Origin of the sequence: Micromonospora fluostatini (assembly GCF_050410825.1) — a bacterium.
Classification (GTDB): Bacteria; Actinomycetota; Actinomycetes; order Mycobacteriales; family Micromonosporaceae; genus Micromonospora; species Micromonospora rosaria.
Genome location: NZ_CP191251.1, coordinates 6,711,966 through 6,733,096, shown reverse-complemented (window position 1 = coordinate 6,733,096; position 21,131 = coordinate 6,711,966). Strand labels below are relative to the sequence as shown.

Annotated in this window: 32 protein-coding genes; 1 reads left to right on the top strand and 31 read right to left on the bottom strand. The window is 70.7% G+C overall.

What is annotated here, in order from left to right:
• Positions 1-108: 108 nt before the first annotated feature.
• From ACQUFX_RS30170 to ACQUFX_RS30160, 3 genes are all read right to left on the bottom strand, one after another.
• Positions 109-1,053 (bottom strand): aldo/keto reductase, encoded by a 945-nt coding sequence (locus tag ACQUFX_RS30170; protein ID WP_428967127.1) that lies wholly within the window; start codon positions 1,051-1,053, stop codon positions 109-111.
• Positions 1,054-1,132: 79 nt separating this feature from the next.
• Positions 1,133-2,809, bottom strand: a complete 1,677-nt coding sequence (locus tag ACQUFX_RS30165) for an ATP-binding cassette domain-containing protein (protein ID WP_428963534.1) — start codon at positions 2,807-2,809, stop codon at positions 1,133-1,135.
• 41 nt (positions 2,810-2,850) lie between these two features.
• Complete coding sequence (locus ACQUFX_RS30160; RefSeq protein ID WP_428963533.1) at positions 2,851-3,456, bottom strand: class I SAM-dependent methyltransferase; 606 nt, start codon at positions 3,454-3,456, stop codon at positions 2,851-2,853.
• Positions 3,457-3,763: 307 nt separating this feature from the next.
• Between ACQUFX_RS30160 and ACQUFX_RS30155 the strand changes: the two genes are divergently transcribed.
• Complete coding sequence (locus ACQUFX_RS30155; RefSeq protein ID WP_428963532.1) at positions 3,764-4,921, top strand: hypothetical protein; 1,158 nt, start codon at positions 3,764-3,766, stop codon at positions 4,919-4,921.
• Between the two features lie 30 nt (positions 4,922-4,951).
• Here ACQUFX_RS30155 and truA read toward each other — a convergent pair whose 3' ends face one another.
• The 28 genes from truA to rpsS form a co-directional block, all read right to left on the bottom strand.
• A complete protein-coding gene (gene truA / locus ACQUFX_RS30150) occupies positions 4,952-5,779 on the bottom strand; it encodes a tRNA pseudouridine(38-40) synthase TruA (protein WP_428963531.1) in 828 nt (275 codons plus the stop codon).
• 73 nt (positions 5,780-5,852) lie between these two features.
• On the bottom strand, positions 5,853-6,410 hold the full coding sequence (rplQ, locus tag ACQUFX_RS30145) for a 50S ribosomal protein L17 (protein WP_428963530.1): 558 nt from the start codon (positions 6,408-6,410) through the stop codon (positions 5,853-5,855).
• Positions 6,411-6,444: 34 nt separating this feature from the next.
• Positions 6,445-7,467, bottom strand: coding sequence for a DNA-directed RNA polymerase subunit alpha (locus ACQUFX_RS30140; RefSeq protein WP_013735931.1), 1,023 nt, complete (start codon positions 7,465-7,467; stop codon positions 6,445-6,447).
• A 98-nt stretch (positions 7,468-7,565) separates the two neighbouring features.
• Positions 7,566-8,192 (bottom strand): 30S ribosomal protein S4, encoded by a 627-nt coding sequence (rpsD, locus tag ACQUFX_RS30135; RefSeq protein ID WP_067359631.1) that lies wholly within the window; start codon positions 8,190-8,192, stop codon positions 7,566-7,568.
• A gap of 14 nt (positions 8,193-8,206) precedes the next feature.
• Positions 8,207-8,614, bottom strand: coding sequence for a 30S ribosomal protein S11 (gene rpsK, locus ACQUFX_RS30130; protein ID WP_007073011.1), 408 nt, complete (start codon positions 8,612-8,614; stop codon positions 8,207-8,209).
• An 18-nt stretch (positions 8,615-8,632) separates the two neighbouring features.
• Positions 8,633-9,013, bottom strand: a complete 381-nt coding sequence (gene rpsM, locus ACQUFX_RS30125; RefSeq protein WP_007073012.1) for a 30S ribosomal protein S13 — start codon at positions 9,011-9,013, stop codon at positions 8,633-8,635.
• 263 nt (positions 9,014-9,276) lie between these two features.
• The gene (rpmJ, locus tag ACQUFX_RS30120) at positions 9,277-9,390 is read right to left on the bottom strand and encodes a 50S ribosomal protein L36 (RefSeq protein WP_012184307.1); all 114 of its coding nucleotides are present in this window, start codon (positions 9,388-9,390) and stop codon (positions 9,277-9,279) included.
• A gap of 98 nt (positions 9,391-9,488) precedes the next feature.
• Positions 9,489-9,710, bottom strand: coding sequence for a translation initiation factor IF-1 (gene infA, locus ACQUFX_RS30115; RefSeq protein WP_007073013.1), 222 nt, complete (start codon positions 9,708-9,710; stop codon positions 9,489-9,491).
• Between the two features lie 268 nt (positions 9,711-9,978).
• The gene (locus tag ACQUFX_RS30110; protein ID WP_428963529.1) at positions 9,979-10,926 is read right to left on the bottom strand and encodes a DUF1707 SHOCT-like domain-containing protein; all 948 of its coding nucleotides are present in this window, start codon (positions 10,924-10,926) and stop codon (positions 9,979-9,981) included.
• Between the two features lie 77 nt (positions 10,927-11,003).
• A complete protein-coding gene (gene map / locus ACQUFX_RS30105) occupies positions 11,004-11,855 on the bottom strand; it encodes a type I methionyl aminopeptidase (RefSeq protein WP_067359629.1) in 852 nt (283 codons plus the stop codon).
• Positions 11,856-11,947: 92 nt separating this feature from the next.
• Positions 11,948-12,601, bottom strand: coding sequence for an adenylate kinase (locus tag ACQUFX_RS30100; RefSeq protein ID WP_428963528.1), 654 nt, complete (start codon positions 12,599-12,601; stop codon positions 11,948-11,950).
• Positions 12,602-13,930, bottom strand: coding sequence for a preprotein translocase subunit SecY (gene secY, locus ACQUFX_RS30095; protein WP_428963527.1), 1,329 nt, complete (start codon positions 13,928-13,930; stop codon positions 12,602-12,604).
• A 237-nt stretch (positions 13,931-14,167) separates the two neighbouring features.
• Positions 14,168-14,611 carry a 50S ribosomal protein L15 gene (gene rplO / locus ACQUFX_RS30090; protein ID WP_428963526.1) on the bottom strand — a complete coding sequence of 148 codons (444 nt, stop codon included), beginning with the start codon at positions 14,609-14,611 and terminating at the stop codon, positions 14,168-14,170.
• A complete protein-coding gene (gene rpmD / locus ACQUFX_RS30085) occupies positions 14,611-14,793 on the bottom strand; it encodes a 50S ribosomal protein L30 (RefSeq protein ID WP_067359625.1) in 183 nt (60 codons plus the stop codon). The genes rplO and rpmD overlap by 1 nt, the downstream gene beginning before the upstream one ends.
• Entirely contained in the window at positions 14,793-15,407 is a 615-nt protein-coding gene (rpsE, locus tag ACQUFX_RS30080) for a 30S ribosomal protein S5 (protein WP_067359624.1), read from the bottom strand. The genes rpmD and rpsE overlap by 1 nt, the downstream gene beginning before the upstream one ends.
• Positions 15,408-15,441: 34 nt before the next feature.
• Positions 15,442-15,831: a 50S ribosomal protein L18 gene (gene rplR, locus ACQUFX_RS30075; RefSeq protein WP_428963525.1), complete on the bottom strand. Its 390-nt coding sequence runs from the start codon at positions 15,829-15,831 to the stop codon at positions 15,442-15,444.
• Between the two features lie 67 nt (positions 15,832-15,898).
• Complete coding sequence (rplF, locus tag ACQUFX_RS30070; protein ID WP_067359622.1) at positions 15,899-16,441, bottom strand: 50S ribosomal protein L6; 543 nt, start codon at positions 16,439-16,441, stop codon at positions 15,899-15,901.
• A 16-nt stretch (positions 16,442-16,457) separates the two neighbouring features.
• Complete coding sequence (gene rpsH, locus ACQUFX_RS30065) at positions 16,458-16,865, bottom strand: 30S ribosomal protein S8 (RefSeq protein ID WP_018784557.1); 408 nt, start codon at positions 16,863-16,865, stop codon at positions 16,458-16,460.
• A 115-nt stretch (positions 16,866-16,980) separates the two neighbouring features.
• Positions 16,981-17,166, bottom strand: a complete 186-nt coding sequence (locus ACQUFX_RS30060) for a type Z 30S ribosomal protein S14 (RefSeq protein WP_007073023.1) — start codon at positions 17,164-17,166, stop codon at positions 16,981-16,983.
• A 1-nt stretch (position 17,167) separates the two neighbouring features.
• On the bottom strand, positions 17,168-17,737 hold the full coding sequence (gene rplE, locus ACQUFX_RS30055; RefSeq protein WP_067359621.1) for a 50S ribosomal protein L5: 570 nt from the start codon (positions 17,735-17,737) through the stop codon (positions 17,168-17,170).
• Positions 17,737-18,057, bottom strand: coding sequence for a 50S ribosomal protein L24 (gene rplX, locus ACQUFX_RS30050; RefSeq protein WP_175649074.1), 321 nt, complete (start codon positions 18,055-18,057; stop codon positions 17,737-17,739). The genes rplE and rplX overlap by 1 nt, the downstream gene beginning before the upstream one ends.
• The gene (gene rplN, locus ACQUFX_RS30045; RefSeq protein ID WP_007073026.1) at positions 18,054-18,422 is read right to left on the bottom strand and encodes a 50S ribosomal protein L14; all 369 of its coding nucleotides are present in this window, start codon (positions 18,420-18,422) and stop codon (positions 18,054-18,056) included. The genes rplX and rplN overlap by 4 nt, the downstream gene beginning before the upstream one ends.
• Before the next feature lie 98 nt (positions 18,423-18,520).
• A complete protein-coding gene (rpsQ, locus tag ACQUFX_RS30040; RefSeq protein WP_067359620.1) occupies positions 18,521-18,805 on the bottom strand; it encodes a 30S ribosomal protein S17 in 285 nt (94 codons plus the stop codon).
• Positions 18,802-19,038, bottom strand: a complete 237-nt coding sequence (gene rpmC, locus ACQUFX_RS30035) for a 50S ribosomal protein L29 (protein WP_067359619.1) — start codon at positions 19,036-19,038, stop codon at positions 18,802-18,804. The genes rpsQ and rpmC overlap by 4 nt, the downstream gene beginning before the upstream one ends.
• Positions 19,038-19,463, bottom strand: coding sequence for a 50S ribosomal protein L16 (gene rplP / locus ACQUFX_RS30030; protein WP_067359618.1), 426 nt, complete (start codon positions 19,461-19,463; stop codon positions 19,038-19,040). The genes rpmC and rplP overlap by 1 nt, the downstream gene beginning before the upstream one ends.
• Positions 19,464-19,466: 3 nt before the next feature.
• Positions 19,467-20,348: a 30S ribosomal protein S3 gene (gene rpsC / locus ACQUFX_RS30025; RefSeq protein ID WP_428963524.1), complete on the bottom strand. Its 882-nt coding sequence runs from the start codon at positions 20,346-20,348 to the stop codon at positions 19,467-19,469.
• Positions 20,348-20,806, bottom strand: coding sequence for a 50S ribosomal protein L22 (rplV, locus tag ACQUFX_RS30020; RefSeq protein WP_067359616.1), 459 nt, complete (start codon positions 20,804-20,806; stop codon positions 20,348-20,350). Before rplV ends, rpsC begins: the two co-directional genes overlap by 1 nt.
• A gap of 40 nt (positions 20,807-20,846) precedes the next feature.
• A complete protein-coding gene (gene rpsS / locus ACQUFX_RS30015) occupies positions 20,847-21,128 on the bottom strand; it encodes a 30S ribosomal protein S19 (protein ID WP_067359615.1) in 282 nt (93 codons plus the stop codon).
• Between the last annotated feature and the right edge of the window lie 3 nt (positions 21,129-21,131).

Genomic DNA, 21,131 nt, shown 5'->3' with positions numbered 1-21,131 from the left:
GGCGGCGGGCGGGCACCCGCTCTTTCCCACGCAGCCGTCCCGCGCGTACCTCGGGACACGCCCCCGGCCCGTCGGCCGGTGGTGTCGGGCCGGGGCCGGGTGGGGCGGTCAGAGGAAGGCGCGCAGGGCGGTGAGGTCGTCGGGGGTGGGCTGCCAGGTGCCGGCCGCCGCGTTGGCGCGGACCTGCTCGGGGGTGGTCGCGCCGGCGATCACCGAGGTGACCGCCGGTTGGGCGGCCAGCCCGCCGATGGCCACCTGGAGCAGGGAGAGGTCCCGCTCGGCGGCGAACGCCTCGATCGCCTCGATGGTGTCCCAGTCGGCGGCGGCCAGGCGCTGCGCGTACCGGCCGCTGCCGGCGAGGCGGCTGCCGGCCGGGGGCGTCTCGCCCCGGCGGTACTTGCCGGTGAGCAGCCCGTCGGCGAGCGGGAAGAACGGCAGCAGGCCGAGCCCGAACCGCTCGCAGGCCGGCACCACCTCCGCCTCGACGTCCCGTTCCAACAGGCTGTACTGGTTCTGCGCGCTGACGAACCGGCTCGTGCCGCCGGTCCGGGCGGTCCAGTCGGCGTCGGCGATCTGCCAGCCGGTGAAGTTCGAGTTGCCCAGGTACCGCACCTTGCCGGCGCGGACCAGGTCGTCCAGCGCCGCCAGGGTCTCCTCGATCGGGGTGCCCGGGTCCGGCTCGTGCATCTGGTACAGGTCGATGTGGTCGGTGCCGAGCCGGCGCAGCGACGCCTCCACCGCCCGCGCGACGTACCGCCGGGCGCCCCGGGCGCCGAAGTCCGGGCCGTTCGCCCCGCGCATGTCCATGCCGAACTTGGTCGCCAGCACCACGTCGTCACGGCGTCCCTTGAGCACCTGCCCGAGCAGTTCCTCGGAGTTGCCCTGCGGCTCGCCGTAGATGTCGGCGGTGTCGAAGAGGGTGATCCCGGCGTCGAGCGCGGCGTCGACCACCGCGCGGGTACCGTCCAGGTCGAGCTTGCGGCCGAAGTTGTTGCAGCCGACGCCGACCGTGGAGACCACGAGTCCGGAGTCGCCCAGCCGGCGGTAGGTCATCTCAGTCACCGCCCCAGCCTAGGCGAGCGGTGAGGAAGGGGCCCCTCTACACCGTTACGCGTTAACAAGGGGCCCTTCCTTACACCCCCCAGACCGGTTCGGGGGTCTCCACCACGTCGCCGTCGCCGCGGAACAGCACGAAACGGTCGAAGGAGCGGGTGAACCAGCGGTCGTGGGTCACCGCGACGACGGTGCCGGCGAAGGCCGCCAGCCCCGCCTCCAGCGCCTCGGCGCTGGCCAGGTCGAGGTTGTCGGTCGGCTCGTCGAGCAGCAGCAGGGTCGCCCCGGACAACTCCAGCAGCAGCACCAGGAACCGCGCCTGCTGGCCGCCGGAGAGGGCGCCGAACCGCTGGTCGCCCTGGCCGGCCAGCTCGTACCGGCTCAGCGCGGCCATCGCGGCGTGCCGGTCCATCCCGGCCCGGTGCTCGTCGCCCCGCCAGAGGATCTCGACAAGCGTCCGGTCCGTCAGCTCGGGCCGGTCGTGGGTCTGCGAGAAGTGCCCGGGGCGGACCCGCGCGCCGAGCCGGGCCACCCCGTCGTGCGCCACCGGGGCGAGCGCGGCGGCCCCGTCGACCGGGCCGGTGGCCGGGTCCGGGTCGCTGCCGCCCCGGGCCAGCAGCCGCAGGAAGTGCGACTTGCCGGTGCCGTTGGCGCCGAGCACCGCGACCCGGTCGCCGTACCAGAGTTCCAGGTCGAACGGGTAGGTCAGGCCGTCGAGTTCGAGCTGTTCGCAGATCACCGCGCGCTTGCCGGTCCGCCCGCCGGCCAGCCGCATCCGGATGTCCTGCTCCTTCGGGGGTACGGGCGGCGGCCCGGCCTCCTCGAACTTGCGCAGCCGGGTCTGCGCCGCCTGGTACCGGGACGCCAGCCCGTCGTTGTACGCGGCCTTCTGCTTGTACATCAGCATCAGCTCGCGCAGTTTCTGGTGCTCCTCGTCCCAGCGGCGGCGCTGCTCGTCGAGGCGGGCGTGCCGGGCCACCCGGGCCTCGTGCCAGCTCGTGAAGCCGCCCGGGTGCACCCAGGCGCTGCCGCCCTCCACCGTGACCACCCGGTCGGCGGTACGGGCCAGCAGTTCCCGGTCGTGCGAGACGTAGAGCACCGACTTGGTCGACTCCCGTAGCCGCCCCTCCAGCCAGCGCTTGCCGGGCACGTCGAGGAAGTTGTCCGGCTCGTCCAGCAGCAGCACCTCGTCGGTGCCGCGCAGCAGCAACTCCAGGGCGAAGCGTTTCTGCTGGCCGCCGGAGAGGGTCCGCACCGGCCGGTCCCGTACGGCGTCCCACGGGCGGTCGAGCACCACCGTGGCGACGGTGTCGAAGAGCACCTCGGCGTCGTACCCGCCGACCTCACCCCAGACGGCGAGCGCGTTCGCGTACGCCAGTTGGGCCTTGCCGGCGGCGGCGCTGTCCGTGCCGCGCGCCTCGGCCGCGCGCATCGCCGCCTCGGTGTCGGCGAGCCGGCGGCCGGCGTCGCGCAGGGCGGGCGGAACGAGGCCCAGGGCCAGGTCGGCGAGGGTCGACTCGTCGCCGATCATGCCGATGAACTGGCGCATGACGCCGAGTCCGCCGGAACGGGCGACGCTCCCGGCGCGCACCGGCAGGTCACCGGCGACCATCCGCAGCAGCGTCGTCTTCCCCGCGCCGTTCGGCCCGACCAGGGCGATCTTGGCGCCCTCGCCCACCCGGAACGACACGTCGCGCAGCAACTCGCGGCCGTCGGGCAGGACGTGCCCGACCGCTGCCACGTCCACATATCCCACGTCGGCATCCTGCCCGAGAGCACCCGCCCGGCGACAACCAATTACCGGGTGACCCGCAGCACCCGGTACCCCTTCTGGCTGGCGTGCCGCTCGACCCGCCAGCCCTGCTCGACCAGCCAGCGCTGGAGCGAGTCGCCGCCGAGGTGCCGGGCGACCACCAGCCAGCCGACCCCGTCCGGGGCGAGCCGGGGCAGCCAGCGCAGCAGCAGCGCGTGCAACTCGGCCTTGCCGATCCGGATCGGCGGGTTGGACCAGAGTTGGGCGAAGGTGACCTCCGGCGGCACGTCGTCCGGCGCGGCCACCCGGACCCGGTCGGCCACGCCGACCCGGGCCGCGTTCGCGGCGGTGAGGCCCCGGGCCCGCTCGTTGACGTCGACCGCCCAGACGGTGGTCGCCGGTGCCGAGGTGGCCAGCACGCAGGCGATCGGGCCGAAGCCGCAGCCGAGGTCGAGCAGCGCGCCGGTGGTGGCGGCGGTCGGCAGGTCGGCCTTGCGCAGCAGGACCGTCGTACCGGGGTCGAGCCGGTCGGCGGAGAAGACCCCGGCGGCCGAGGCGAGGGTCCAGTCCCGCCCGGCGACGGAGAACTCGACCTCCCGTGGCGCGGCGGCGGCCGTGGGCTCGGCGGTGAAGTAGTGGTCCCCGGTCACGTCCGGCATTCTCGCACCGGCCCGCAGCCCCGCCGCCGACGGCTCGGCAGCACCCGCGGTTTCGGCCCGGCACTCGGGTCGGACCCGCCCCGGCGGCACCGCGCCTCGCCGATACCCCGCGCATCCTGGCCCGGCATCTGCCGGTTAGGCACGGTGTGACCGCCCGCCGGCCACCCGGCGAGGGTGGGACCGGAGAGGGCTTCGCATCCGGAGGGGGCGAGGGCACCGGAGCCGGATTTCGACCGCGTGGAGGCTTGATTTCCCCGAATTATCCCCTAAAGGGACATTAGCTCCTAATCTAGGCACCATGGTCTATCGGTACGAGTCCGGTGAGGACAGCCAGTTCGATTCCCCACGCCCGGGGACCGACCTGTCGGTGGTGTCCGACCGGCCGGCCCGCACCGGGCCGTCGCCATCGCGGTTCCCCACCCCGTCGCTGCCCCAGCCGGTCCGGCCGGTGCGCTCCGCCAGCGCCCGGCCCGTCCCGGCCGAGGCGCACGCCGTGGCGGAGCCGGCACCGCCCCGGGTCCGGCACGTCGCCGAGCCGGCGCCGATGCGCGCCTCCGAGCACGACGACGGGTACCCGCCGGGGCGGGCCCTGGGCCCGGCCCACCGGCACCGGCCCCCCGGCGGCACCGGCCGCAACTGGCAGGTCCTGGTCGGCGGCGCGGCCGTGCTGGCGCTGTTCGCGCTGACCGGGCTGGCCGCTGCCGCCCTCTTCGTCGACCGGGCCCCGCAGACCCCGGTCGACCCGGCCGGGGCGGCGGTCACCTCCCCGCCGGTCGCCACCGAGCGGCAGGACATCGACTCCCGCGACACCGACCAGGCGCCCCTGACCGGCCGGGAGGTCTTCCCGAAAAAGGAGCTGACCATCGGCCCCGCCCAGTCGAAATACCGGGTGCTGAAGACGCAGTCCAGTGGAAGCTGCGCGACCGCCGCCACCGGTGAGGTTGCGGACCTGCTGGTCCGGCTCGGGTGCAGCCAGGTCGTCCGGGCCACCCTGCGCTCCCCCGACGGGACGTACCTGGCCACCGCCGGCCTGCTCAACCTGCCCGACCTGACCAACGCCGAGCGGGCGCGCGACCGCATCCGGGACCTCCTCGACGAGCGGCAGGGCCGGTTCCGGGGCCTGCCGGCCGGCGACGACACCGCCGCCCTGACCAGCGCACCCGCCCGGGTCGGCTGGCAGGTACGTGGCCACTACCTGGCGTACAGCCTGGTGGTCCGCGCCGACGGGGCCCCCATCTCCGCCGACGACCAGGCCGTCCGCGACGTCCTCTTCGACCTCATCGAACTGCACCTCGACCAGGAGGTGCTGGAACGGCGCGCGAACGGCGGGACGGCCGGCCAGCCGACCACCGGCGCGAACGGCGACCGGACGGGCGACGAGGCCGGTGACGTGGACCAGGCCGCCCCCCACGCCGGCCAGCGCGACGACGGCTCCCGTACCCGACAGGACGACTGAGCGCACCCGCCACCCGGGACCGGTACCGACCTACGCGGTGGGCACCCGCAGGCGGCGGGTGAGGTCGGCGCGGCGGGCGTACTCGGCCGGGTCGTCCGGATAGCCGACCGCGACCAGGGTCAGCCCGTGCGCGGGGGCCACGGTCACCTCGCTGGCCCGCTCCCGCCGGGTGAGCAGGGTCCCCGGCCAGTCCACCGGCCGGCGCCCGTCCCCGGCGACCAGCATCGCGCCGACCAGGCTGCGGACCATCGCCTGACAGAACGCGTCGGCCTGCACGGTGGCGACCAGGATGCCGTCCGGGTCACGCCGCCAGTCCAGCCGGGACACCTCCCGCAGCGTGGTCGCGTTCTCCTTGCGCCGGCAGTACGCGGCGAAGTCGTGCTCCCCCACCAGCCCCGCCGCCGCGGCGTTGAGCAGGTCCGGGTCGAGCGGCTTCGGCCAGGCCAGGATCTCGTGCCGGCGCAGCGGCTGCGCCCCGTACACCGCGTCGGTGACCCGGTACTCGTACCGGCGGAAGGTGGCCGAGAAGCGGGCGTCGAAGTCCGCCGGCACCTCCGTCATCGCCCGTACCCGCACGTCGGTGGGGAGCAGCCGGGCCAGCCGGCGCAGCAGCCGCCCGTCGTGCTCCCGCCACACGCCGGTGGGCAGGTCGAGGTGGCAGACCTGGCCGGTGGCGTGCACCCCGGCGTCGGTCCGGCCGGCCACCGTCAGCCCGGTCGCGGTCCCCGCACCGAGGACCAGGTCCAGGGTGTCGGTGAGCACCCCGGCGACGGTGCGCCGGGTCGGCTGGGCGGCCCACCCGGAGAAGTCCGTGCCGTCGTACGAGACGTCCAGCCGCAGCCGGGTCCGCTCGTCCACTCGTACCTCCGCCTCACGGGTCGGGCCCGACACCCCCGAGAGGGTGCCGGGCCCGACGACGCTGCCTGTGGGATCAGGCCTTGTTCTCGGTGGCCTCGTCGCTGTCCGCGCGGGCAGCGGCGGTCTCGCCGGAAGCCGAGACCGGAGCCTCGGCGTCCTGGTCGCCCGCGGCGGTGGCCGGGGTCTCCTCGGCCGGGGCCAGGGCCTCGACCTTGTCCTGCTGGGCGGCCTTGCGGGCGGCGGTCTTCTTGTTCGCCTTCGGCTCGGCGACCTGCAGCTCCTCGACCAGCTCGATGACCGCCATGGGGGCGTTGTCGCCCTTGCGCGGCCCGGTCTTCACGATCCGGGTGTAGCCACCGTTGCGGTTGGCGTACCGGGGCGCGATCTGGTCGAACAGGGCGAAGACCACGTCCTTGTCCTTGACGACGCCCAGCACCCGACGCCGGGAGGCCAGGTCACCGCGCTTCGCCTTGGTGATCAGCCGCTCGGCGATCGGACGCAGGCGACGGGCCTTCGTCTCGGTGGTCTTGATCTTGCCGTGCTGGAACAGCGCGGTGGCCAGGTTGGCCAGCATCAGCCGCTCGTGCGCGGGGCTGCCGCCGAGGCGGGGGCCCTTGGTGGGCGTGGGCATGCTTGGTGCTCCTCAGGTGTGGCGGCAGCCGGGACTAGAGCTGCTCGGTCTCGCGGTAGTCGTCGGTGTCGTAGTCGGCCTCACCGAAGGCGTCCACGACGTGCGCCGGGTCGAAGTTGGGAGCCGAGTCCTTCAGCCCCAGGCCCATCCCGGCCAGCTTCATCTTGACCTCGTCGATCGACTTCTGGCCGAAGTTGCGGATGTCGAGAAGGTCGGCCTCGGTGCGCCCGATCAGCTCACCGACACTGTTGATGCCCTCGCGCTTGAGGCAGTTGTAGGACCGGACGGTGAGGTCCAGCTCCTCGATCGGCAGAGCGAGGTCCGCCGCGAGCTGCGCGTCCTGCGGGGAGGGGCCGATGTCGATACCCTCGGCGGTCTCGTCCAGCTCCCGGGCCAGGCCGAAGAGCTCCACCAGCGTCGAACCGGCGGAGGCCAGCGCGGTACGCGGGCCCATCGACGGCTTGGTCTCGACGTCGATGATCAACCGGTCGAAGTCGGTCCGCTGCTCGACCCGGGTCGCCTCGACGCGGTACGTCACCTTGAGCACCGGCGAGTAGATCGAGTCGACCGGGATCCGGCCGATCTCGGCACCCGCCTGCTTGTTCTGGGCCGCCGTGACGTAGCCGCGACCCCGCTCGACGGTCAGCTCCATGTCGAGCCGGCCCTTGCCGTTGAGGGTGGCGAGCTTGAGGTCCGGGTTGTGCACCGAGACGCCGGCCGGGGGCTGGATGTCCCCCGCGGTCACGTCGCCCGGGCCCTGCTTGCGCAGGTACATGCTGACCGGCTCGTCGTGCTCGGAGCTGACGCACAGCTCCTTGATGTTCATGACGAGCTCGACCACGTCCTCCTTGACCCCGGGGATCGTGGTGAACTCGTGCAGCACCCCGTCGATCTTGATCGAGGTCACCGCCGCGCCCGGGATGGACGACAGCAGCGTACGCCGCAGCGAGTTGCCGAGGGTGTAGCCGAAGCCCGGCTCCAGCGGCTCGATGGTGAACCGGGACCGGGTCTCGTTGATCGACTCCTCGGAGAGGGTCGGTCGCTGGCTGATGAGCATGCCTTCTCTTCTCTTCCGGGGCGCCCGCCATATGACGCCCACCTGAATGCCTCCGGTGGCCCGCCCGGGAAGGGCGGGCCACCGCAACGAGCTCGCGACTACTTGGAGTAGAGCTCGACGATCAGCTGCTCCTGGACCTGGGTGTCGATGACCTGCCGGGCCGGGAGCGAGTGCACGAGGATCTTCATGTTGCTCGGGATGACCTCCAGCCAGGCCGGAACGGTCCGCGAGCCGGCCTCGGCCTGCGCCACGATGAACGGGGTGAGCTCCTTGCTCTTGGCCCGAACCTCGATGATGTCGTGCTCCTTGACGCGGTACGACGGGATGTCGACCTTCTTGCCGTTCACCGTGAGGTGACCGTGCTTCACGAGCTGCCGGGCCATGTCCCGGGACTTGGCGAAGCCGGCCCGGTACACGACGTTGTCCAGCCGCGACTCGAGGATCTGGAGCAGCACCTCACCGGTCTTGGCCTGCTTGGCCACGGCCTCCACGTAGTAACCGTGGAACTGCTTCTCCAGCACGCCGTAGATCCGGCGGGCCTTCTGCTTCTCACGGAGCTGGAGCAGGTACTCCGTCTCCTTGGTGCGACCCCGCCCGTGCTGCCCGGGCGGGAACGGCCGGGACTCGAAGGGGCACTTCGGGCCATCGCACTTGCTGCCCTTGAGGAACAGCTTCATCTTCTCCCGCCGGCAACGGCGGCAGTCAGCACCGGTGTAACGAGCCATCTCTCTCTAACCTCTCAGACCCGGCGACGCTTCGGCGGACGGCACCCGTTGTGCGGCTGCGGGGTGACGTCGGAGATCTGCCCGACCTCCAGCCCGACGGCCTGCAGCGAACGGATCGCGGTCTCCCGGCCGGAGCCGGGGCCCTTGACGAACACGTCGACCTTGCGCATGCCGTGCTCCATCGCCCGGCGCGCGGCGGCCTCGGCGGCCAACTGCGCGGCGAACGGGGTCGACTTGCGCGAACCCTTGAAGCCGACCTGGCCCGCGGAGGCCCAGGAGATGACGGCACCGGTCGGGTCCGTGATGGAGACGATGGTGTTGTTGAAGGTGCTCTTGATGTGCGCCTGCCCGTGGGCGACGTTCTTGCGTTCCTTGCGCCGGACCTTCTTGACTGCGGCTCCGGCACGAGCCTTCGGTGGCATAAGTCTGTGCGCTCCTAATTACTTCTTGCCGGGCTTCTTCTTGCCGGCGACGGTCCGCTTCGGGCCCTTGCGGGTACGCGCGTTGGTCCGCGTCCGCTGGCCACGCACGGGCAGACCCCGGCGGTGCCGGATACCGGCGTAGCAGCCGATCTCGACCTTGCGGCGGATGTCGGCGGCGACCTCGCGGCGCAGGTCGCCTTCAACCTTGTAGTTGGCCTCGATGTGGTCGCGGAGCTGGACCAGCTCCTCGTCCGTGAGGTCCCGGGCGCGCTTGTCCGGCGAGATGCCGGTGGCGGCGAGCGTCTCCAGGGCGCGGGTCCGACCCACGCCGAAGATGTAGGTGAGCGCGATCTCCATCCGCTTCTCGCGGGGGAGGTCGACGCCGACTAGACGTGCCATGTGCGGGCGTGCTCCTCGTGGTGTTCTGGCGGAGGTGTGGACCCGTCCCATCCCGCTACCGGCCGTCCCGTCCTTCCGACGCAGGTGCGCCGGCGACCGGGGTCGGCCGCTGCCCGAGCGGGCCCCGGCCTCCGACCGGGGGTCAACCACGAGAAGGTACGCCGTGCGTACCGCTCGGGGCTGGGGCGAGCTGGTGAGGTGTTGGCTGGATCTGCGGCCCGGACGACAACTCGACCGGCCGGGTCACCGACCGGTCGGGCTGATCAGCCCTGGCGCTGCTTGTGGCGCGGGTCGGTGCAGATGACCATGACCCGGCCGTGCCGGCGGATCACCCGGCACTTGTTGCAGATCCTCTTGACGCTCGGCTTGACCTTCACGGTTGCCTTACTTCCCATCTGGCCCGGAAGCCGCGTTCACACGCGACCCGGACGTCGAAGACGGACACGGGACGTCCCCGGCCCGCCGTCAGGTTCGGTTACTTGTAGCGGTAGACGATGCGCCCGCGGGTCAGGTCGTACGGCGACAGTTCGACGACGACCCGGTCCTCCGGCAGGATACGGATGTAGTGCTGCCGCATCTTGCCGCTGATGTGAGCCAACACCTTGTGGCCGTTCGCGAGCTCCACCCGGAACATGGCGTTCGGCAGGGGCTCGATGACCCGACCCTCGATCTCGATGGCTCCGTCTTTTTTCGGCATGTCCTCCGCTGTCCTGACGTCGGTTGCTCCGGACGGCCCACAACGCCTTACCCGGACCCCGGACCACGACCCTACGAAGGATCATGATCTCCTGGCCCGGACCAGCCGCGGCTCCGGCCCCACCGAAGCGCAGGGTGGGCATGCCGGAGTGGACGCTGTGCGCCGATCAGAAAGTGTACGCCCGCCCACCGGCGGTCGCCAAACCGGCCACCCCGCTCGTCACCGGATCGGAGGAATCGGCGGTGCCCAGACGTTGCCCGGGCGGCGCTCAGGCGCGGAGACCGTCGTCCGCCGCGCGCCGTCCCCGCCCGTCCGCCCGGTCGTCCCGCAGCTCCGGCGGATCGTCCCGGACCTCCGACAGACCGGCCGGCAGGTCCGGCGACTCCGGCCGGCCCCCCGGACCGTTCTGCGCCGGCGGCTCGTTCCGGGCCGGCGGCTCAGTCCGGGTCGCCGGATCGTTCCGGGTCGTCCGGTTCTGCACCGGGACGGGCTGTCGGTCGGCCGCGCCGGTGTCGGCGCCCCGGTGGCCGTCGGCCCCGGCGGACGCCGCCGGCCCGGCGGTGGGCTCCGCCGTCCCGGAGTCGGGTGTGCGCCCCGACGTCCCCGATGCGGCGCCACCGCCCCGGACGACCGGTTCGGTGCCGGTCGTCGGGACCGGTCCGGCGGCGAGGTCGCGGTCCGTGCCGGCCGCCTTCACCTCGCGCTTGCGTTCCCGCTTCTCGGCCTTGCGCAGCCGCTTGCGCTCCTGCTCGGCCGCCCAGCGCGCCGGCTCCCCGGTGGCCAGCCCGACCACGGTGTGCACCAGCAGCACGGCGCCCCACGGCCCGGCCACCCAGCCCGGCCAGAAGTAGTGCCAGCCGGCGCCCAGCACGGCGATCACGCCCCAGACCGCCACCACGACGCCGACCGTCGTGAGGTACGGCTCCCAGTTCTCCGCCAGCCACCGGGTGGTCGGCGACCGGGTCACCGCAGCCGTGGCGGGAACCGCCGGGTCGGCCGGCGGGGGCACGGCCACCTCGCTGCCGCCCGTCGCCGGGGCCGGCAGGTCGGCCACCACGGCGTCCAGGTCGCCGTACGTCTTCGCGCTGTACGCCCGCTGGAGGCGCTCGTCGTACTCGTGCAGGTCCAGTCGCCCCTCGTCGAGCGCCACCCGCAGCCGGCCGGCCACCACCTCACGGTCCGCGTCCGCAGCCCGCATCCCGTCGCGTCCGTCCATGACGACAAGCATGCCACCCACCCGCCAGGCACCGCCCCCGGCGTATGAGCGGGTACGGGCCCTGGAGCCGACCCGGATCAGGTGGCGGGGGTGTCCACGGGCTGCCGGGCGGTCACCAGGTCGCCGAGCCGGGCCCGGCCACCGTCGACGGCGGTCAGCACCCACACCCCGTCCGGCAACAGCGCCATCGAGTGCTCGACATGGGCCGCCACCGACCCGTCCCGGGTCACCACCGTCCAGCCGTCGGCCAGTTCCTCCGTCCGCGGCGAGCCCATGGTGATCATCGGCTCGATGGCGAGCGCCATCCCGGCCACCAGTCGGGGGCCCTTGCCCGGCCGGCCGTGGTTGAGCACGTGCGGGTCCTGGTGCATCTCGGTACCGATGCCGTGGCCGCCGTACCCGTCAACGATGCCGTACCGGCCGCCCTTGCGGACCGCGGTCTCCACCGCGTAGGAGATGTCGGTGAGCCGGCCCCGCCCGCTGGCCGCGCCCCGGGCCGCCGCGGCGATCCCGGCCCACATCGCGTCCTCGGCGACCGAGGCCATCCGCAGCAGCGCCGGGTCGACCTCGCCGACCCCGACCGTGATCGCCGCGTCCCCGTGCCACCCGTCCAGCACCGCGCCGCAGTCGATCGAGATCAGGTCCCCCTCCCGGAGCACCTGGTCGGGGGCGGGGATGGCGTGCACGATCTGCTCGTTGACCGAGGAGCAGATCGAGGCCGGGAAGCCGTGGTAGCCCTTGAAGGACGGGGTCGCCCCGGCCTCGCGGATCGTCGACTCGGCGATCGCGTCCAGGTCGGCGGTGCTCACCCCGGGGGCCACCGCCTCCCGCATCCGGCGCAGGGCCTCGGCGACCACCAGCCCGGCGGCCCGCATCTTCTCGACCTGCTCGGGGGTCTTCAGCTGGATGTCCAGCTGGTGACGGCGCATGGCGGAGTTCTACCTTTCGTTACCGAGACAGCGGCGTACGTCGCCCGTACCCGCATCTCGCACTCTAGAGCCGCGCGGGGACGGGCGGGCGCTCAGCCGCCGTACGAGCGCAGCGCGTCGATCGCCCGGACGGTGACGTCCTCGACCGGCCCGGTGGCGTCGATGCCGACCAGCTTGCTCTGCGCGCCGTAGTAGTCCACCAGCGGGGCGGTCTTCTCGGCGTACTCCCGCAGCCGGGCCCCGATGGTCTCCGGCTTGTCGTCGTCACGCTGGAACAGCTCGGCGCCGCACCGGTCGCAGACGCCCTCGCGCAGGGTCGCGTCGAACTCGACGTGCCAGATCTTCCCGCAGCCCCGGCAGGTGCGCCGGCCGGAGAGCCGCCGGATCACCTCGTCGTCGTCGACCACCAGCTCCAGCACCAGGTCCAGCGCGGTGCCCAGGTCGGCGAGAAGCTTGTCCAGCGCGGCGGCCTGCGGCGTGGTCCGGGGGAACCCGTCGAGCAGGAACCCCTCGGCGGCGTCCGGCTCGGCGAGCCGGTCCCGGACCATGTTGATGGTCACCTCGTCCGGAACCAGCTTGCCGGCGTCCATGTACCGCTTGGCCTCCACACCCAGGGGGGTGCCCTGGGTGACGTTGGCCCGGAAGATGTCCCCCGTCGAGATCTTCGGCACGGAGAGGTGCGCGGCGATGAACTCCGCCTGTGTGCCCTTGCCCGCCCCCGGCGGGCCAACCAGAACGAGTCGCATCTACCGCAGGAACCCTTCGTAGTTCCGCTGCATCAGTTGGCTCTCGATCTGCTTCACGGTCTCCAGACCGACACCGACCATGATCAGCACAGCGGTACCGCCGAACGGGAAGTTGACGTACTGCTCGCTGTCCAGCCAGATGAAGAAGAAGTTCGGCAGGATCGAGATGATCGCCAGGTAGAGCGCGCCAGGCAGGGTGATCCGGCTGAGGATGAAGTCCAGGTAGTCGGCGGTCGGCTTGCCGGGGCGGATGCCCGGCACGAAGCCGCCGTACTTCTTCATGTTGTCCGCGACCTCGGTCGGGTTGAACGTGATCGAGACGTAGAAGTACGTGAAGAAGATGATCAGCAGGAAGTAGACCGAGATGTAGATCGGGCTGGTCGGGTCGACCAGGTTGTTCTGGATCCACGCCTGGGTCTGGCCCGGGTTGGTCTGGTCGAAGAACTGGAGCGCCAGCTGCGGCAGGTAGAGCAGCGAGGAGCCGAAGATGACCGGGATGACACCCGCCTGGTTGACCTTCAGCGGGATGTAGGTGGAGGTGCCGCCGTACATCCGCCGGCCGATCATCCGCTTGGCGTACTGGACCGGGATCCGGCGCTGCGCCTGCTCGATGAAGGTGACCGCGGTGATGACCACCAGGACCAGGGCGATGACCAGGAAGAACTTGCCCCAACCCTGGGTCTGCTTGATCTGCCAGCCCTCGCTGGGGAGGCGGGCGGCGATCGAGGTGAAGATCAGGACGGACATGCCGTTGCCGACGCCGCGGTCGGTGATCAGCTCACCCAGCCACATGACCACGCCGGTGCCGGCGGTCATCGTCATGACCAGGACGGTCAGGGTCAGCCAGTCCGGGATGCCGGTGCCCTCGGGGATGACCGGCCACTGGTCGCACTGGTTGTTGAAGAGCTGCCCGGAGCGGGCCAGCGCCACGAACGCCGACGCCTGGAGGACACCGAGGCCCAGGGTCAGGTAGCGGGTGTACTGGGTGATCTTCGCCTGACCGGCCTGGCCCTCCTTGCGGAGCTGCTCCAGCCGGGGGATCACCACGGTCAGCAGTTGCAGGATGATCGACGCGGTGATGTAGGGCATGATGCCCAGCGCGAAGACCGAGAGCTGCAGCAACGCGCCACCGGAGAAGAGGTTGATCAGGTTCAGGACACCTGTCGAACCACCCTCCATGGCGTCGAGGCAGCGCTGGACGTTGCCGTACGAGACACCTGGGCTGGGCAGCGTGGCGCCGAGCCGGTAGATCGCGATGATGCCGACTGTGAACAGCAGCTTCTTGCGCAGGTCAGGCGTACGGAACGCACTGAGAAAGGCGGACAGCAACTTCTTCCTCCTGCGCGAGGCGGGCCGCCGGTGAACCCTGGCGGGGCGGGGTGGGTGCCGGGCTCATGTGCCCGATATCCATAGCTGGCACAGGACTCTAACAGTCCTACGCCCTTGTGGGCAGGTGTGCCTGGCTACATAAATCAATTCCGATGTTACCTGGCGCACATGGCCTTGGTGCACCATGGCGCCCGCCAGTTGTGTCCAACTGGACGGGCGCCATGCCGTGTGCGGGTCCTACAGCTCGGTGACCGTGCCACCGGCGGCGGTGATCTTCTCCTTGGCCGACGCGCTGAACGCCTGCGCCGACACCTGGAGCGCCACCCCACCGAGGTCTCCGGTGCCGAGCACCTTGACCGGATGGCCCTTGCGGACCGCGCCGGCCTCGACCAGCTCGGCCGGGCCGACCTGGCCGCCGTTCGGGAACAGCTCGGCGAGCCGGTCCAGGTTGACCACCTGGAAGACCACCTTGAACTTGTTCTTGAAGCCCTTCATCTTCGGCAGGCGCATGTGGATGGGCATCTGCCCACCCTCGAACGCCGCCGAGATGTTCTTGCGGGCCTTGGAGCCCTTGGTACCGCGACCGGCGGTCTTGCCCTTGGAGCCCTCACCGCGACCCACCCGGGTCTTCGCGGTCTTGGACCCCGGCGCCGGGCGCAGGTGGTGGACCTTGATCGTCATTACTCGACCTCCTCGACCTTCACGAGGTGGTTGACCGTGAAGATCATGCCACGGATCTCCGGCCGGTCCTCCTTGACCACCACGTCGTTGATCCGCTTGAGACCGAGCGACCGCAGCGACTCACGCTGGTTGTGCTTGGTCCCGATCTCGGACCGGACCTGGGTGACCTTCAGGCGTGCCATCAGGACGCCACCCCCGCCCGCGACGCCAGCATGGCGGCCGGCGCGACGTCCTCGACCGGCAGACCACGACGGGCCGCGACGGCCTCCGGGGACTCCAGCCCCTTCAGCGCCGCCACCGTGGCGTGCACGATGTTGATCGGGTTGGAGGAGCCGAGGCTCTTGGAGAGCACGTCGTGGATGCCCGCGCACTCCAGCACGGCACGCACCGGACCACCGGCGATGACACCCGTACCGGCGGAGGCCGGCTTGAGCAGCACCACGCCCGCGGCGTCCTCACCCTGCACCGGGTGCGGGATCGAGGCGCCGATCCGCGGCACCTTGAAGAAGTGCTTCTTGGCCTCCTCGACACCCTTGGCGATCGCCGCGGGCACCTCCTTGGCCTTTCCGTAGCCCACACCGACGGTGCCGTCGCCGTCGCCCACGATCACCAGGGCGGTGAAGCTGAAGCGACGACCACCCTTCACGACCTTGGCGACGCGGTTGATCGCGACGACCCGCTCGAGGTGCGGGGTCTTCTCGACGGGCGCGTTTCCGCGGCCGCCCTCACGGCGGTTGTCGCGGCGACCACCCTCGTTGCCACCGGACCCGCCGCCACGGCGCTGTTGACCTGGCATCAGCAGCCTTCCTTCTCTCTCGTGACGGGGTTTCTTAGAAATCGAGCCCGGCTTCGCGGGCGGCGTCGGCCAGCGCGGCTACCCGCCCCGCGTACCGGTTGCCACCGCGGTCGAAGACGACCTTCGAGATGCCGGCGGCCTTGGCCCGCTCGGCGAGCAGCGCACCGACCTTGCCGGCCAGGGCGCTCTTGTCGCCCTCGACGCCGCGCAGCGAGGCGTCCAGGGTCGAGGCCGACGCCAGGGTGTGGCCCTGGGTGTCGTCCACGACCTGGGCCACGATGTGGCGCAGCGAGCGGGTGACGACCAGGCGGGGACGCTCGGCGGTGCCGCTGATGTTCTTGCGGACCCGGAAGTGCCGACGCGCACGCCCGACGGCGCGCTTGGCGGCAACGCCGCGGCGGCGCTTGAGCAGCGTGGCGCTCACTTCTTACCTGCCTTTCTCACGGCCTCGCGGCCGGCGGATGACCTCGCCCCGGTGTTGACGGCCGCGATCACTTCTTGCCCGCCTTACCGGCCTTACGGCGGATGACCTCGCCCTGGTACTTCACACCCTTGCCCTTGTAGGGCTCCGGCTTGCGGATCTTCCGGATGTTCGCGGCGACCTCACCGACGAGCTGCTTGTCGATGCCGGCCACGTGGAACAGGGTCGGCTTCTCCACCGTGAAGGTGATGCCGTCGGGGGCCTGCACCAGCACCGGGTGCGAGAACCCGAGCGCGAACTCCAGGTCCTTGCCCTTGGCGGTGACCCGGTACCCGGTGCCGGCGATCTCCAGGCTCTTCTTGTAGCCCTCGGTGACGCCGACGATCATGTTGTTGACCAGGGTACGGCTCAGGCCGTGCAGCTCCTTGGCCTTGCGCTCGTCGTTGGGCCGGTTGACGTGCACGTGGCCGTCCTCGCCCCGCTCCGCCGTGATCGGCTCGGCGAGCGTGTGGCTCAGCTCGCCCTTCGGGCCCTTGACCGTCACGGTCTGCCCGTTGATCGTGATGTCGACGCCGGCTGGCACCGGGATCGACTTACGTCCAATACGCGACATTTCTACCTGTCTCCCGTTACCAGACGAAGGCGAGGACTTCCCCGCCAACGCTCCGCTTGCGGGCCTGCCGGTCGGTGAGCAGCCCCTGGGACGTCGAAATGATCGCCACGCCCAGCCCGCCGAGCACCCGGGGGAGCCCGTCCGACTTGGCGTACACCCGCAGACCGGGCTTGGACACGCGCTTGATGCCGGCCAGGCTCCGCTCCCGGTTCTGGCCGTACTTCAGCTCGACGACCAGTCGCTTGCCGACGGCGCCCTCCTCGGGCTCCTCGACCGACCAGGTGGCGATGTAGCCCTCGGACTTCAGGACCTCGGCGATGTTCGCCTTGATCTTGGAGTACGGCATCGTCACCCGGTCGTGGTACGCCTGGTTGGCGTTACGCAGACGCGTGAGCATGTCTGCGATCGGGTCGGTCATCGTCATGGATTTCGTCAGCCTTTCTCGCCGGGGTTCCCGGGGCTTCCGGCCCCGGGCCTACGGCGAAGAGCAATACTCGATCGGTGCGAGGGCCCCGGCCGGCGCCGGGGCACCGTAGCCCTTACCAGGAAGCCTTGGACACGCCCGGCAGTTCACCGCGGTGGGCCATCTCCCGGATGCAGACCCGGCAGAGACCGAACTTGCGGTAGACCGCCTTCGGACGCCCGCACCGCTGGCAGCGGGTGTACGCGCGAACCGAGAACTTCGGCTTCGCGGCCGCCTTGAGGATCAGCGCCTTCTTGGCCATCTCAGTTCTCCTTGAACGGGAAGCCCAGGAACTTGAGCAGCGCCCGGCCCTCGTCGTCGGTCGTGGCGGTGGTGACCACCGTGATGTCCATGCCCCGCTGCCGATCGATCTTGTCCTGGTCGATCTCGTGGAACACCGACTGCTCGGTCAGACCGAACGTGTAGTTGCCGTGGCCGTCGAGCTTGCGCCCGTCCAGACCGCGGAAGTCGCGGATACGCGGCAGCGCGATGGAGAGCAGCCGGTCCAGGAACTCCCACATCCGGTCGCCGCGCAGGGTCACCTTCGCGCCGATCGGCATGCCCTCACGCAGCTTGAACTGCGCGATGGACTTGGTCGCCCGCCGCACCTGCGGCTTCTGGCCGGTGATGGTGGCCAGGTCACGCACCGCGCCGTCGATCAGCTTGGCGTCCCGGGCGGCCTCGCCGACACCCATGTTGACGACGATCTTGACCAACCGCGGCACCTGCATGGGGTTGCCGTAGTTGTGCTGCTCCTGCAGCTGCGCCACGATCTCGTTGCGGTACCGCTCCTTGAGGCGCGGCAGGGTCTTGGTTTCGGTAGCCGTGGTCATCAGAGGTCCTTACCGGTGCTACGCGCGATGCGGACCTTCTGGCCGTTGTCGTCGATCCGGTAACCGACCCGGGTCGGCTTCCCGTCGGAGTCCAGAACCATCACGTTGGAGATGTGGATGGGGGCCTCCTGGGTGACGATGCCACCGGTCTTGGCGCCGCGCTGGGTGGTGCTGATGCGGGTGTGCTTCTTGACCCGGTTCACGCCCTCGACCAGGACCTTGTCCTGCCGCGGGTAGGCCGCGATGACCTTGCCCTTGGCACCCTTGTCCTTGCCGGCGATGACGACGACCGTGTCGCCCTTCTTGACCTTCACGGTCACAACACCTCCGGCGCGAGGGAAATGATCTTCATGAACCGCTTGTCCCGCAGCTCCCGACCAACCGGGCCGAAGATGCGGGTACCGCGCGGGTCCCCACCGTCCTTGATGATGACGGCGGCGTTCTCGTCGAAGCGGATGTACGAGCCGTCCGGCCGCCGCTTCTCCTTGGCGGTGCGGACGACGACGGCCTTGACGACGTCGCCCTTCTTCACACCGGCACCCGGGATCGCGTCCTTCACCGTGGCCACGATGACGTCGCCGATGCTCGCGTAGCGCCGACCGGAGCCGCCGAGAACCCGGATGCACAGGATCTCCCGAGCACCCGTGTTGTCGGCGACGCGCAGTCGCGACTCCTGCTGAATCACGTCTATCTCCTATGTCTGCCGGTTCTCGCAGCCGCTCGCGCGGCCGGGAGCCTGGCGGAACCTGCGCCCGACCGACGCCGGGCGAGCTCGAGCCTTCGCTACTTGGCCTTTTCCAGGATCTCCACGAGCCGCCACCGCTTGGTGGCGGACAGCGGCCGGGTCTCCATGATCAGGACCCGGTCACCGATGCCGGCGCTGTTCTGCTCGTCGTGCACCTTCAGCTTGCTGGTACGGCGCATGATCTTGCCGTACAGCGCGTGCTTGACCCGGTCCTCGACCTCGACGACGACGGTCTTTTCCATCTTGTCGCTGACCACGAGGCCCTCCCGGACCTTGCGGCGGGCCCGCACGGCCTCGGTGGTGGTGTTCTCGGTCTCGCTCATGACGCAGTCACCTCATCCGGCGCAGCAGAGAGTCCCAGCTCGCGCTCACGCATGATCGTGTAGATCCGGGCGATCTCCCGACGGATGACCTGCAGCCGCCGGTTGTTGTCAAGCTGCCCGGTCGCGGCCTGCACGCGGAGGTTGAACAGCTCCGCCTTGGCCTCACGCAGCTTCGTGACCAGCTCCTCCTCGGAGAGCTCACGCAGCTCGGCGGCCTTAACGCCCGCTGCCATCAGGACTCACCCACTTCGCGCGTCACAATGCGGCACTTCATCGGGAGCTTGTGGATCGCGCGGCGCATCGCCTCTCGCGCGATCTGCTCGTTCGGGAAGGACATCTCGAAGAGGATCCGACCCGGCTTGACGTTGGCGACCCACCACTCGGGCGAGCCCTTACCGGAACCCATCCGGGTTTCGGCCGGCTTCTTGGTCAGGGCCTGGTCCGGGAAGACCGAGATCCAGACCTTGCCGCCACGCTTGATGTGGCGGGTCATCGCGATACGCGCCGACTCGATCTGGCGGTTGGTCACGTACGCCGGCTCGAGAGCCTGGATCCCGAACTCGCCGAACACCACCCGGTTACCACCCTTGGACGCGCCACTGCGGTCCGGGTGGTGCGGCTTGCGGAAGCCCTTCGGGGGCTTGCGCGGCATCAGCATCTGTCAGCCCTCCTGCTGCTTTTCTGCCGGCTGAACGGCGTTGGCACCGGCAGCGGCCGACGCGACAGCGCCTGCGTCCACCGGCTCGCCACTCGGCGTCTCGGCCTGCTGCGCGACGGTGGTCGCGGCAGCCCGACCGGCCTCGGTGCCACCGGCGGTCGTGCCGGAGGAACCGGAACGACCACGGCGCGGCCGCTCGGGGCGGTCGCCACGCTCACGGCGGGGGCGCGACGGCGCCTCGGCCGGAGCCTCCCGGCCCGGCACCGCGTCGCCCTTGTAGATCCAGACCTTCACGCCGATGCGGCCGAAGGTGGTACGGGCCTCGAAGAAGCCGTACTCGATGTTGGCCCGCAGCGTGTGCAGCGGAACCCGGCCCTCGCGGTAGAACTCGGTCCGGCTCATCTCGGCGCCACCGAGACGACCCGAGACCTGCACCCGGATGCCCTTGCAGACCGGGTTCTTCATCGCGGACTGCATCGCCTTGCGCATCGCCCGACGGAAGCTGACCCGGCTGGAGAGCTGCTCGGCCACGCCCTGGGCGACCAGCTGCGCGTCCGACTCCGGGCTCTTCACCTCGATGATGTTGAGCTGCACCTGCTTGCCGGTGAGCTTCTCGAGGTTGCCACGGATCTTGTCGGCCTCCGCACCCTTCCGGCCGATGACGATGCCCGGCCGGGCGGTGTGGATGTCGACCCGGACCCGGTCCCGGGTGCGCTCGATGTCGACCTTGGAGATGCCGGCCCGCTCCAGCCCACTGGACATCATGCGGCGGATCTTCACGTCCTCGCCGATGTAGTCCTTGTAGAGCTTGTCCGCGAACCAGCGGGACTTCCAGTCGGTCGAGATGCCGAGCCGGAACCCGTGCGGGTGAACCTTCTGACCCATTACTCGGCGCCCTCCGTCTTGCTCTGCGTCTCGGCGGCCTCGGCCGGCTTCGCCGGGGCGGCCTTCTTCGCCGCCGCCTTCTTCGGCGCGGCCGGCGCGACCGCCTCGACCGCCACGGTGATGTGGCAGGTGCGCTTGCGAATCCGGTACGCCCGGCCCTGCGCCCGCGGCTGGAACCGCTTCATGGTCGGGCCCTCATCCACGAACGCCTCGCTGACGAGCAACGCGTCGGGGTCCAGCCGCTCGTTGTTCTCCGCGTTGGCGATCGCGCTCGCGAGCACCTTGTACACCTGCTCACTCGCAGCCTGCGGCGCGAACTGCAGCACCGTGAGCGCCTCCTTCGCGGGCAGGCCGCGGACGAGGTTGACCACCCGACGCGCCTTAGTCGGCGAGATGCGCACGTACCGCGCAACCGCCCGCGCGCCCGGAAGCACCGGAGCGTCGCCCTTTCCTGGCATCGCTGTAACCCCTTGATCCTCTATCCGTATGCCCGCGGCGTCAGCGCCGGCGGCTCTTCCGGTCGTCCTTCTCGTGACCCTTGAACGTGCGGGTCAGCGCGAACTCGCCGAGCTTGTGCCCGACCATCGCCTCGGTCACGAACACCGGGACGTGCTTGCGACCGTCGTGCACCGCGATCGTGTGCCCGAGCATGTCCGGGATGATCGTCGAGCGCCGCGACCAGGTCTTGATGACGTTCTTCGAGCCCTTCTCGTTCTGCGTCTCCACCTTCTTGAGCAGGTGGTCGTCGATGAACGGGCCCTTCTTCAGGCTGCGAGGCATCTT